This window comes from Helicobacter kayseriensis (assembly GCF_021300655.1).
Taxonomy (GTDB): Bacteria; Campylobacterota; Campylobacteria; order Campylobacterales; family Helicobacteraceae; genus Helicobacter_G; species Helicobacter_G kayseriensis.
In genome coordinates, this window is the sequence record NZ_JAJTNB010000001.1 from 116,235 (window position 1) to 128,477 (window position 12,243).

Consider the following 12,243-nt stretch of genomic DNA (forward strand, 5'->3'; position numbering starts at 1 on the left):
TTTCACACTCAAATTCTACTATGGATTTTTCTCATATATCCAAAACTACTCCACCCTCTTTTTTGAAAATATCACAATCTCTATTTTTTCTTCTGCTGATTTTCTAAATACTCTTCATAACTCCCACGAAAGTCAATCACTTCCGCACCATTTTCTCCAAATTTGAGTTCAATGATTCTATTAGCATATGCATCAATCAACTCTCGGTCATGGCTGACACAGATCACATTTCCATTGAATTTATAAAGTGCCTCTCCTAAGGCAATAATACTTTCTAGATCAAGATGATTTGTCGGCTCATCAAGCACCAAAAAATTTCCACCCTCTAACATAAGCTTGCTTAATACCATACGATGTTTTTCGCCCCCGCTCAAAGCATTCACACTCTTTTCTTGCTCTTCCCCACTAAAAAGCATACGCCCCAAATTAGTGCGTATTTCATTGCTATCTGCTTTTTTATCAAAGCTTCTTAACCATTCATAAAGCGTTTCTTCGCCCTTGATTTCCTCACTCACATTTTGAGGAAAATAACCCCTTTGGGTTGTTGCCCCCCACTTCACATTTCCACTCATAGGCTTAAGCTCTTCTACAAGAATCTTGCAAAGTGTGCTTTTTCCTACCCCATTGGCACCAATCAAGGCGATTTTATCCCCAGGCAAGATTTTCAGACTCACATCGCACAAAACCTTTTTATCACCATATGCATGAGAGATTCCCTCACATTCCAAAGCCTCATTTCCAATCGTTCTTTTGGGTTTAAAGACAATACTTGGATCACGCCTTGAGCTAACCGCCAAAGCTTGAATATCAAGCTTTTCAAGTTGTTTTTGACGCGATGTTGCTTGTTTGGCCTTACTTGCATTGGCACTAAATCGTGCGATAAAGTTTTCCAACTCTTCTTTTTCTTTGAGCTTTTTATTGCGCTCTGCTTCTTGTTGCTTGGCAATAAGCGTAGAAGCAATATACCAATCATCATAATTCCCACTAAACTCCCTTACAGTCCCAAAATCCACATCTAAAATATGCGTGCATACTTCATTGAGAAAGTGTCGATCGTGAGAAATGACTACCATCGTGCCCTCGTGGCGTTTGAGATTCTCTTCAAGCCATGCAATCGAGTGCAAATCAAGGTTGTTGGTAGGCTCATCTAAAAAAAGGATATCTGGCTTTGGGAAAAGGACTTGGGCAAGCAAGATCTTAAATTTATCTCCCCCAGTAAGAGTGCTCATCAGCTCATCTTGTTGGCTTATTGGGAAACCTAAATCTTGCAAAATCTTTTCAATCACGACATCATATTCATACATCGGATCCTCTTCAGCACAGATCATCTCAAGCTCACCTAAGCGTTCATTGACTTTCTCATCGCTTAAATCAGCCTCCATATAAAGCTTTTCTTTTTCTTTTACTGCATCATAAAGACGCTTATTCCCAATCAAAACAGCATCTTTAAGACTCAAATCCTCAAAAGCATATTGATTCTGTCCCAAAACACCTAGCTTCGCATTGGGATTGATGACCACTTCACCACTGCTTGCTTCATACTCTCCACTCAAAATCTTAAGAAGAGTTGATTTCCCTGCACCATTTGCCCCAATCAACCCATAACGCTTCCCGCTATCAAGTTTAAGATTCACATTTTCAAAAAGTTTTTTTGTCGCATATCGCATCGTCAAATTGATCGTTTGTAACATTACTGAACCCTTAATCATAGTTTCTTAAGTCAAAATTATATTATTTCAAACTTCTATTTGATGAGTGCAAAATGCAGATCTTTTCCCATCTAATCAATTCTGAATTTTTCAAATCAAAACAACTCAGAAAAACAACCCTTTATGCATAGAAGCCTTGAATTATCTTATTATTTCATTACATCTTCTGTTTATCAATATCAAATTTAGACAATCAAAGATCGCTTAAGGAGACAATGATGACAATCTATCTTCCCATTCTAATCAGCTTTATAGGATATTCTGTGTTTATGATTGGGATTGGAATCTATTTCTTCAAACAAAACAAAACAGCTCAAGATTATTTTTTGGGAGGTCGATCGGTAGGCCCTGTCGTTTCTGCTCTCTCTGCTGGGGCTTCTGATATGAGCGCTTGGCTTTTATTAGGGCTTCCTGGGGCTTTATATCTTAGTGGATTGAGTGAGTTTTATGTCGCGATTGGCCTTACAATCGGAGCGACGATTAATTGGCTTTTTGTTGCTAAGCGACTTAGAATCTACACAAGCACAGTTGGAGATTGCATCACAATTCCTGATTATTTTGAAACGCGATTTAGTGATGATACACGCATCTTGAGATTACTTAGTGCGATTGTCATTCTTGTTTTTTTTACTCTTTATATTTCTAGTGGGCTTGTAGGAGGGGCCAAACTATTTGAGGCAACTTTTGGGTTGCAATATGAGTATGCCCTCACAATTGGAACAATCATTATCGTCGCTTATACCTTTTTGGGAGGTTATAAAGCAGTATGCTGGACTGATATGATTCAGGGGATTTTGATGATGAGTGCACTAATTGTCTTAAGTCTTGTGATGCTTAACACACTAGGAGGAATCTCTAAAATAAAAACATATATCCAAAAATCTGATCAAGCCAAAATCATGCTCTTAGAAGAGCAAAAGCAAATCCCCCAAATCATTCATCTCCTGCAATCCTCTCCTCAAGAATCTCTTCCCAAACTCACGCCATTTATCCATTCCCTTCAACAAACAAAAGATACAACTCTTAATGGAATCCCTGCACTCACCCTAGCAACCTCTCTTGAAGAATATCAACAAAAAGCCTTAAGTGCCCCATCTTCTGAGGCTATAAAAAACATCATTCAAGTACTAGAGCAAATCCAACAATCCCCCATCGCAGCTCCCAATAGACTAGATTTTTCAAGCCATCTATCATGGATAGGCCTTATTTCTGCTCTTGCATGGGGGTTGGGGTATTTTGGGCAACCCCATATTTTGGTTCGCTTTATGTCTATTCGATCGATCAAAGAGATTCCCTTTGCGACAAAAATTGGGATTGGCTGGATGAGTGTGAGTCTAATTTCAGCTTGCAGTATTGGACTTTTTGCCATTGCATATGTCAATGAGTTTTCGCTCACTCTTCAAGATCCCGAAAAGGTTTTTATTGTGATGAGTCAAACTCTTTTTAATCCATGGATTGCAGGGATTCTGCTAAGTGCCCTTTTGGCTGCTATTATGAGCACAGCAAGCTCACAGCTTCTAGTCTCTAGTTCAACAGTCGCTCAAGATTTTTATTATAAAATCTTCAACAAAGAAGCACCTCAATCTTTGATTATGCTTATTAGTCGTCTTTCTGTCTTAGCTGTCTCTTTGATCGCCTTTATGCTTTCAATTGATAAAAACTCAAGTGTTTTATCGATTGTTTCTTATGCGTGGGCTGGTTTTGGAGCAAGCTTTGGAAGCGTGATTTTGTTCTCTCTTTTTTGGTCAAGAATGACAAGGGCTGGAGCGATTGCTGGTATGGTTGGCGGAGCCTGTGGCGTTGTGATTTATAAAAATTTTCTTTTTTCTTATTTCCCAATTTATGAGATTGTTCCTGGATTTATGATCGCAAGTATTTTGATTGTCTTTGTCAGCCTACTTCAACCTGTAAGAGAGGGAAGCAAAAAGGCATTTGAAACAATGCTTTCTTATTGCAAATCAAACTAAAAAAGAGGGGGGGGGGTGATATAAAAGGCTTAGAAGTTGTCACTTGAGATAGGTCTTTTTTAGCTTATTGAGTTTAATTTTTGGATACTTCAAGGGGGTATATTTGTTTTCTCCAAACTCCACCCTAATCCCTGCTCCCATCATCATTTCAAATTGAAGAGAATGAAAATCAGCATATGTAAAAAAGTGGGCATTATCCCTAATCTTCATATCATAAGTAATCGAGAGCAAAAGATCAAAGTGCGCTTTTGGTTTATCAATCCGTAAAGCTCGCGCTGTTTCTTCAAAGATTTTTCCTTTGGCATAAATATCAAGTTTTGGCGAAATACTTGTTTTGACTTGATGCTTTCCAATTTGCTTACCAATAGAAAAAACACCCAAAAAATTGAAAGGAAGATTACTTTGAGAATCTAGCTTGATCCTCTCACCATCTTGCATAAATTTTAGATGAGAATCAGAAATGACCCCCATTCCAAAATGCATATTGGTTTCAATAAAATACCCCCATTCAAAATTAAATCTTTTCCCTACACCTAGATCAAAAAGCCACATTGTGTTATAAATCCACTGGTTATAAATATTTTGGAAAATTTGTGCCATCTTAAAAGAAAGAGACAAATAACACTCTGATTGTGTGCGATAAAGCATATAACCCCCCAATCCATATCCAGCAAAACTTGCCACATTTTCTCCACCAGCAAGTCTACCACCTCCTCCATTTAAATCAACCCCCATAAGCAATTCGCCATTAGATAGTGGATAAGATCGATCAAAACCAATCTGAGGAAGTGCATCAATCGCGCTTTCTGTCTCTCCAATAAAATTATTTCTCACTCCAAGATTTAAAAACCCCCATCCCCTCCACGCATAATCAGAATCAAAACGCATTTGATCAATATGTTTTCGCTGAAGATTCTGTTCATAAGAAAAAACTTTGGCATGGGTATTAAAAAGCGTTTGAGAAAACAATGAGGTAATACCAAACAATCCTAAGGTAATGACTTTTTTCACTGCAATCTCTCTTGATACCAATCGATATTTTCTTGGGAATGCAGTTTGTGCTGAGAAACTTTTCCAAAACTAAAACGCATCCCCAAATTCATAGCATAAAGAGTATTGATTTTGCCAGAAAATGTGCTATTGGATCGGAAAAAAAATCTAAAATGAGGGTTGAGAATAAAATCCGCCTCAACAAAAAACCCTACTCTAAAATCATTCCGTTTATCTAGCTTGATAGGATCTGAAATCCCTCCATCGCTCAAAATAATCTTTCCATTGATTTGATGGTCATATTCAAGTGCTACCCCTCCTTTAATACTTCCTCTAAACTCTTCATTCCACTCTCTTCCAAAGGCAAGAGATGCTTTTACCCCAAGTGGAGCAAACCCCTCCATCTCTCCACTGATTCCATCCCTAAGCGTTGCTTTTTCTGCAGGCAAATACCCAGTCTCAAAGCTCACACTAGGCTCTAGAAAATAAAAAGTTGGCAAAAAAGGAGAAAAAGAAGTGCTTAGTCTCTGACCAATATTAACTCCCAGATAAAAATTACTATTTCCACCACCATATACTGAATCACTTAAAGATGAATTTTGAAAAATAACATTTTGAGTTGCATAAAAATATTTCATATGCACATCTACAAAAAATTGAGAGGTGTGAAAATATGTCAAATATGCACCTAGGGCATAATTTCCCCTGCTCCCCTGATACAAAAAAGAGCTAGAGGTTCCAGCAACTATATCAACCATCCCCCCAAGATACAAACTTGCCTTAGGTAGCTCCACTGAGGTATCTACACCCAAGCTAAGATTATTATAAAAATCCTTTGTTTTAAGTGCATCACCTACTTCACGATGCCCCAAAAATCCAAATTCTTCATTGACCCAAACGCCATTATTGAGTGTATTTACCCTCAATTCTCCACTGCGAGCAAACAAAGGTCTTGAATGAATCTTAAAAGAATCAAAATGAGAATAAAAAATAGATGCGAGACTTTGGATAGATGCATAAGGCATCTCCGCCTGCAAAAAACCACAAACACAAATAAGGCTTAAAACTCTTTTTCTCAATTCTCATCAATCCCTTAAAGCTAATATATAATTCTATCCAAGTATATTTATTCCAAGGAGCTTTTATGCAATATCGTCTTAAACGCTATTTGGCTTACATCGGAATTACAGTCATTGTCAGCTTGCTTCCTTTCATCCAAATCAATCAAAATCAAATCTTTCTTCTTTCTTTTGATCATAAAGAGCTCCACCTTTTTGGTTCTGTTTTCAGCACACAAGAACTTTATGTGATGCCATTTTTACTCATCATTCTTTTTGTTGGAATCTTTTTTATCACCACACTCTTGGGGCGTTTTTGGTGTGGATGGGGATGCCCCCAAACGATTTTTCGCGTGATCTTTCGCGATCTTATTGAAGGGAAGATTCTCAAACTCAACAAAATAACAAACAAACAACTTCCTCAAGATCTCTCCACCCTTCAAGCCAAGATCAAAAAATGCCTCTCTATTTTTTTAATCACTCTTTTTTGCTTTAGCGCAAGCGCTGTTTTGCTTTTTTATTTTGTTCCACCTTATGATTTTTTTAGCTATTTATTAGATCCTGCCAATCACCTTGTTTTGCTTGGCTTCTGGATTGGAATTGGTAGCTTTTTCACATTTGATATTGTTGTTTTGAAAGAAAATTTTTGTATTTATGTTTGTCCTTATAGCAGAGTGCAAAGCGTGCTTTTTGATGATGATACGCGAAGCGTGATTTATGATGAAAAGCGTGGTGGAGCGATTTTTGATACACAAAAAGAAAAGATCCCCACACCTCTCAAAAAGCGTGATAGCGATGCAGAATGCATTGAATGTCAAAAATGCGTCAGAGTCTGCCCTACTCATATTGATATCCGTGCAGGAATGCAGCTTGAGTGCATTAATTGCTTAGAATGCGTTGATGCCTGCACCTCAGTGATGGGAAAATTCAATAAGCCAAGCTTGGTTCAATGGAGCAGTTCTAATGCCATCAATCACAAATCAAAGATTCGCTATTGGCGTGCCAAGACAATCGGCTATAGCCTCATTTTGACATTAGCTATTTTGATGGCTTTTTTTATGGGAGAGAAGAAAGATGATCTTTTATTAAACATCACACGATCAGGATCTCTCTACACCATCCACTCCAATCAAAGCATCACAAATGAATATACACTGCTAGTTGAGAATCTAACTCCCGTGAAACAAACCCTTCAAATCTCAATCAATCATCCAGAGATTCAAATCTTGCGTCCTCAGCAGGGAATCACCATAAACGCTCATCAAAAAAGACGCTTTGTGCTCATTTTGAAATACGCAGGGAAATCTCTTTTGGCATCCAAAGATCAATCCATTCCTATCACAATCCAAATTTCTAGCCAACAAGATCCATCGCTCTCTATCCAAAAATCAAATGTCTTTATCTATCCAAAGGAAAAATAATGAAACACATTCTCAAAAAAATCCCTTTTCTCAAAAGTTCTTATATCCATTGCAAAAATCTTTTTGCTCTTTATGCGACCAAATCCTACTCTCAAGAGGGAGAAGATTTACTCCTTCGCAGAATCTTTGAACAACAAAAAGATGGCTTTTATGTCGATATTGGCGCACACCACCCCTTTAGATTTTCAAATACTTTTTTATTTTATAAACGCGGATGGAAAGGGATCAATATCGATGCAATGCCCAATTCTATGAAGCTTTTTAAGCGTTTTAGACCTAGGGATACCAATCTTGAAATCCCTGTTGGAAAAAGTGGAGAAACGCTTGAATATTTTTCTTTTAATGAGCCAGCCCTCAATACTTTCAATCCCAATATTGCAGCAAAGGTGCAAAAAAATCCCCACTTCAAACTCCTTAAAACCTATTCGATGCAAATCACCTCTCTTGCAGAGATCCTTCAGCAATATCTCCCCCAAGGACAAAAAATTGATTTTATGAGCATTGATGTAGAAGGTCTAGATCTTGAAGTTTTGCAATCTAATGATTGGGATACCTATCGTCCAAAATATTTGCTTGTAGAAGCTCTAGGGGGGGGGGATTATGAAAAGATTCTCACCTCTCCCTTATATCTTTATCTTTCCTCCCATCATTACAAACTTTTTGCAAAAACTTTTAATACACTTTTCTTTGCGGATCAAAAGGAATAGCAATGCTTAAAATTTTTATTTTATGTGGAGGGTCAGGCACACGACTTTGGCCCATCTCCAGAAAGTCCCTTCCCAAACAATTTGCCCCACTCTTTCCAGATGAAACACTCTTTCAAAAAACGCTCAAGCGATCCAAGCTCCTTTTGGAAGAATTACACGAAGAAGGCGAGATCAATCTCATCACCAATACACAGCACTATTTTTTAGCTCAAGAACAAAGTCAGCAAATCAATATCCCCATTTCATCTTTTTTACTTGAAGATTCTCCAAGGGATAGTGCTGCTGCAATCATTTTAAGTGCTTTAACTTGTAATGAATCTGACCTTATTCTCATCCTTCCAAGCGATCACCTCATTAAAGATTCTCACTCTTTTCTTCAAAGCATTCAAAAAGCAAAAGAGTTTGCCCAACTTGGGAATATCGTTACCTTTGGGATCTTGCCCACTTCTGCACATACAGGATATGGCTACATTCACGCCAAAGATCATCGAGTTTTAGAATTTTGTGAAAAACCCAACACCCTCAAAGCAAAAGAATTTTTAGAGCATGGAGGGTATTTTTGGAATAGTGGGATGTTTTGCTTTATGGCCAAAGACTTCCTGAAAGAATGTCAAACACATATTCCCGATCTTTTAAATCAGTGCCAAACAGCTCTCTTTCACTCACAAAAGGAGCATAATTTTATTTGGCTCAAAGGAATGGATAAGATCCAAAAAATCAGCATTGACTATGCTCTTATGGAAAAAACACAAAAAATTTGTATGGTCCAAGGAGACTTTGGATGGAATGATGTGGGAAGCTTTGATAGTTTGGCAGAAGAATTTCAAGATACAGAAATTCAAAATCACACAAATCATTCATCAAACTCATCTCACCTCTTTAAAGATTCTAAAGATAACTTCATCCTCTCGCGCAAGCCCATTTCTCTGATCGGCATAGAATCTTTAGTTGTGATTGATACAAAAGATTCTCTTCTGATTGCACAAAAAGGACGCACGCAAGAAGTCAAAGAAATCGTCCAAAAACTTGAGGGAGACAAACTTCTAGACTTTCACCCCCTCGTTCATCGTCCTTGGGGAAGCTATGAAGTTTTAGAAGAAGGACAAAACTACAAAATCAAAAAAATCATCGTCAAACCCCAAAAACGCCTAAGTCTTCAAAAGCACTTTCATCGCAATGAGCATTGGATCGTCATCAGTGGGTCTGCCTGCGTTCAGATTGGAGATCAAGAGCTCTTTCTCCAAAGCAATGAATCAACTTATATCCCTATGGGTTCTCCTCATCGATTAAGCAACAATGGAAAGCTTGATTTAGTAATGATTGAAGTACAAGTAGGTGAATATGTCGGTGAAGATGACATCATAAGGCTTGAGGATGATTACCATCGTGCTTAAATCATTTTTTCTCATCTTTTGCTTCAGTTTTTGCTGGGCAAAAGAAATCCTGCTTCTAGATCATTTTAATCCACGCCTGATTGAAGAAAATCCTCAAAACTATCTTTGGAGTGAAAAACTTGATGGCGTGCGAGCTTATTGGGATGGGCAAGCACTTTATAGTCGCAGTGGCAAAAAACTCAATCCTCCAATCTTTTTTATCCAAAATTTTCCACCCTTCCCTATTGATGGGGAGCTCTGGAGCAAAAGGGGAGAGTTTGAAAAAATCCTCTCAATCACTCAAAGTAAGCAAGACTCATCGCGATGGAGAGAACTTAAGTTTTATATTTTTGAAGTACCCCATCAAACAGGAGGGCTTCTGGAACGACTTCAAGTTTTGCAAGATTATCTTTCATTGCACTCCTCTCCTTTTATTCGCATCATTCCGCAAACCCAAGTTACAAGCCTGAAAGAGCTTCAACAAACACTTCAAGAAATTACAAAACTTGGAGGAGAAGGGATTGTTGTGCGCAATAAAACAACACCTTATTACACAGGACGCAAAAAAGATTCAATGAAGCTCAAATCCTATCAAGATCGAGAATGCAAAATCATTCAATACATCAAAGGAAATGGGAAATTACAAGAAATGATGGGATCTTTTCTATGTCAAGACAATGAAAAAATCATCAAGATTGGTAGCGGAATGGATGAAAAGTTCCGCAAAGATCCTCCTCCAATTGGTACAATCATCACTTACAAATTTTTTGGACTAACTCAAAAAGGCAATCCAAGATTTCCAACCTTCTTGAGGATTCGAACTGACATCAACCTAAAGGAAAAACCATGAAAAAAGCCCTTATTACTGGGATTACAGGACAAGATGGAGCATATCTTGCAGAATTTTTGCTCAAAAAGGGCTATGAAGTACATGGAATCAAGCGCAGAAGCTCACTTTTCAATACAGACAGGATCGATCATCTCTATCAAGATCCTCACGAGGGCGATGTGCGGTTTTATCTTCATCACGGGGATCTTACAGATAGCACCAACCTCATCCGCATCATTCAAGAAGTGCAACCTGATGAGATCTACAATCTTGCTGCAATGAGTCATGTTGCTGTGAGCTTTGAAGAGCCAGAATATGTCGCCAATGCCGATGGAATAGGAACTCTCAGACTTTTAGAAGCCATTAGAATCTTAGGATTGGAGAAAAAAACAAAAATCTATCAGGCTTCAACAAGTGAACTTTATGGTCTTGTCCAAGAAACTCCACAAAATGAAAAAACCCCTTTTTATCCACGATCTCCTTATGCTTGTGCAAAACTCTATTCTTACTGGATTACAGTCAATTATCGCGAAGCTTACAATCTCTTTGCCTGCAATGGAATCCTTTTCAATCACGAAAGCCCTATTCGTGGAGAAACCTTTGTCACACGAAAAATTACACGCGCTGTAAGCAAGATCGCACTAGGCCTACAAGACAAACTCTACCTAGGAAATCTTTCAGCCAAGCGTGATTGGGGGCATGCCAAAGATTATGTCAAAGCAATGTGGCTGATTTTGCAACAAGAGCAACCTCAAGATTTTTGTATTGCAACAGGCATTAGCACAGAAGTAAGAGATTTTGTCAAGATGGCTTTTGCATATTTGGGTATTGAGGTTGCGTTTAAAGGATTAGGATTGGAAGAAAAGGGATATATCGCTTCTTGTCTCAATCCTCGTTTCCAGCTTCCTATTGGAAAAGAGGTCGTCGCTGTTTCTCCCAAATATTTCCGCCCAACAGAAGTTGATTTCCTTCTTGGGGATCCAAGCAAAGCCAAAAGAGAGCTAGGATGGTCTCCAGAATATAATCTTCAAATGATTGTTGAGGATATGATGAAATCTGATTTGGAGCTTATGCAAAAAGATCAATATCTCAAGCAAGGTGGGCACAAAATCATGAGATATTTTGAATAAAGAGACAAAGATGCAAAAAGATTCAAAAATTTTTGTCGCTGGACATCGAGGGCTTGTAGGTTCGGCAATCCTGCAAGAGCTTCAAAAACAAGGCTACAACCAAATCATCACACGCCACAGATCAGATCTAGATTTATGTGATTTTGCAAAGGTGGGAGAGTTTTTTAAATCCGAAAAAATTGATTATGTCTTTTTTTGTGCAGCAAAGGTGGGCGGTATCTTGGCTAACAATACCTATAGAGCTGATTTTATTTATGAAAATCTTATGATGCAAAATGCGATTCTTTTTCACGCATTTCAAGCCAATGTCAAAAAACTTCTTTTTTTGGGCTCTAGCTGTATTTACCCCAAACATTCTCCTCAACCTATACGCGAAGATGCTCTTTTAACAAGTGAATTGGAATACACAAATGAGCCTTATGCGATTGCCAAAATTGCAGGCCTAAAAATGTGCGAATCTTTCAATCTCCAATATCACACCAATTTTCTTTCTGTGATGCCTACCAATCTTTACGGTGAGAATGATCAATTTGAGCTTCAAGGATCCCATGTTTTGCCCGCTCTTTTACGCAAATTCCATCTTGCCAAACTTCTTCAGCAAAATCAAGAAGAAGAGATTTGGAAAGATTTTGGAGATCCAAAGCAATTGGCCCAATATGGAATCTTTCAAGACAAAGTTGAGATTTGGGGAAGTGGCAAGCCACGAAGAGAATTCTTGCACTCACAAGATATGGCAAAAGCCTGCATTCACATTATGCAAAATATCAATTTTTCAGACCTTATCAAAGAACAAACACAAATCAAAAATACACATCTCAATATTGGCTATGGAGAAGATATCTCAATCAAAGATCTAGCCTACTTGATCAAAGAAATCATAGGGTTTAAAGGAAAAATTGCGTTTGATCAAAGCAAGCCTGATGGAACAATGCAAAAACTTCTTGATTCTTCCAAGATTCGTGCGCTTGGATGGAAACCAAGCATTTCACTCAAAGAAGGAATAATCCAAGTTTATCAACACTATCTCACTCATTCTCACAAAAGAATCTAAAGGAGAAA

General features: G+C 38.0%; 10 protein-coding genes. 7 read left to right on the top strand and 3 right to left on the bottom strand.

The window, feature by feature from the left end; all coding sequences use genetic code 11:
* Positions 1–80: 80 nt before the first annotated feature.
* Positions 81–1,691 carry an ABC-F family ATP-binding cassette domain-containing protein gene (locus LW137_RS00590; RefSeq protein WP_233032489.1) on the bottom strand — a complete coding sequence of 537 codons (1,611 nt, stop codon included), beginning with the start codon at positions 1,689–1,691 and terminating at the stop codon, positions 81–83.
* A gap of 233 nt (positions 1,692–1,924) precedes the next feature.
* Between LW137_RS00590 and LW137_RS00595 the strand changes: the two genes are divergently transcribed.
* Positions 1,925–3,676, top strand: coding sequence for a sodium:solute symporter family transporter (locus LW137_RS00595; RefSeq protein ID WP_233032490.1), 1,752 nt, complete (start codon positions 1,925–1,927; stop codon positions 3,674–3,676).
* Between the two features lie 39 nt (positions 3,677–3,715).
* On the opposite strand, the gene LW137_RS00600 is transcribed toward LW137_RS00595, so the two are convergent.
* Both LW137_RS00600 and LW137_RS00605 read right to left on the bottom strand, forming a co-directional pair.
* Positions 3,716–4,687 carry a hypothetical protein gene (locus tag LW137_RS00600; protein WP_233032491.1) on the bottom strand — a complete coding sequence of 324 codons (972 nt, stop codon included), beginning with the start codon at positions 4,685–4,687 and terminating at the stop codon, positions 3,716–3,718.
* Positions 4,684–5,745 (bottom strand): autotransporter outer membrane beta-barrel domain-containing protein, encoded by a 1,062-nt coding sequence (locus tag LW137_RS00605; RefSeq protein WP_233032492.1) that lies wholly within the window; start codon positions 5,743–5,745, stop codon positions 4,684–4,686. The genes LW137_RS00600 and LW137_RS00605 overlap by 4 nt, the downstream gene beginning before the upstream one ends.
* Before the next feature lie 65 nt (positions 5,746–5,810).
* On the opposite strand from LW137_RS00605, the gene ccoG reads away from it, so the two are divergent.
* From ccoG to LW137_RS00635, 6 genes are read left to right on the top strand one after another with little or no spacing between them, the layout of a single operon-like run.
* Complete coding sequence (ccoG, locus tag LW137_RS00610; RefSeq protein ID WP_233032493.1) at positions 5,811–7,145, top strand: cytochrome c oxidase accessory protein CcoG; 1,335 nt, start codon at positions 5,811–5,813, stop codon at positions 7,143–7,145.
* Positions 7,145–7,852 (top strand): FkbM family methyltransferase, encoded by a 708-nt coding sequence (locus tag LW137_RS00615; protein ID WP_233032494.1) that lies wholly within the window; start codon positions 7,145–7,147, stop codon positions 7,850–7,852. Before ccoG ends, LW137_RS00615 begins: the two co-directional genes overlap by 1 nt.
* Before the next feature lie 2 nt (positions 7,853–7,854).
* Positions 7,855–9,246 carry a mannose-1-phosphate guanylyltransferase/mannose-6-phosphate isomerase gene (locus LW137_RS00620; RefSeq protein ID WP_233032495.1) on the top strand — a complete coding sequence of 464 codons (1,392 nt, stop codon included), beginning with the start codon at positions 7,855–7,857 and terminating at the stop codon, positions 9,244–9,246.
* On the top strand, positions 9,227–10,075 hold the full coding sequence (locus LW137_RS00625; protein WP_233032496.1) for a DNA ligase: 849 nt from the start codon (positions 9,227–9,229) through the stop codon (positions 10,073–10,075). Before LW137_RS00620 ends, LW137_RS00625 begins: the two co-directional genes overlap by 20 nt.
* Positions 10,072–11,184 (top strand): GDP-mannose 4,6-dehydratase, encoded by a 1,113-nt coding sequence (gene gmd / locus LW137_RS00630; protein ID WP_233032497.1) that lies wholly within the window; start codon positions 10,072–10,074, stop codon positions 11,182–11,184. Before LW137_RS00625 ends, gmd begins: the two co-directional genes overlap by 4 nt.
* Positions 11,185–11,194: 10 nt before the next feature.
* Positions 11,195–12,235, top strand: coding sequence for a GDP-L-fucose synthase family protein (locus LW137_RS00635; protein WP_233032498.1), 1,041 nt, complete (start codon positions 11,195–11,197; stop codon positions 12,233–12,235).
* The last annotated feature ends 8 nt before the right edge of the window (positions 12,236–12,243 follow it).

Coding starts and splice junctions, on each gene's coding strand:
- LW137_RS00635 (WP_233032498.1), top strand. CDS start 11,195: ATGCAAAAAGATTCAAAAATTTTTGTCGCTGGACATCGAGGGCTTGTA.
- LW137_RS00590 (WP_233032489.1), bottom strand. CDS start 1,691: ATGTTACAAACGATCAATTTGACGATGCGATATGCGACAAAAAAACTT.
- gmd (WP_233032497.1), top strand. CDS start 10,072: ATGAAAAAAGCCCTTATTACTGGGATTACAGGACAAGATGGAGCATAT.
- LW137_RS00625 (WP_233032496.1), top strand. CDS start 9,227: ATGATTACCATCGTGCTTAAATCATTTTTTCTCATCTTTTGCTTCAGT.
- LW137_RS00615 (WP_233032494.1), top strand. CDS start 7,145: ATGAAACACATTCTCAAAAAAATCCCTTTTCTCAAAAGTTCTTATATC.
- LW137_RS00620 (WP_233032495.1), top strand. CDS start 7,855: ATGCTTAAAATTTTTATTTTATGTGGAGGGTCAGGCACACGACTTTGG.
- ccoG (WP_233032493.1), top strand. CDS start 5,811: ATGCAATATCGTCTTAAACGCTATTTGGCTTACATCGGAATTACAGTC.
- LW137_RS00595 (WP_233032490.1), top strand. CDS start 1,925: ATGATGACAATCTATCTTCCCATTCTAATCAGCTTTATAGGATATTCT.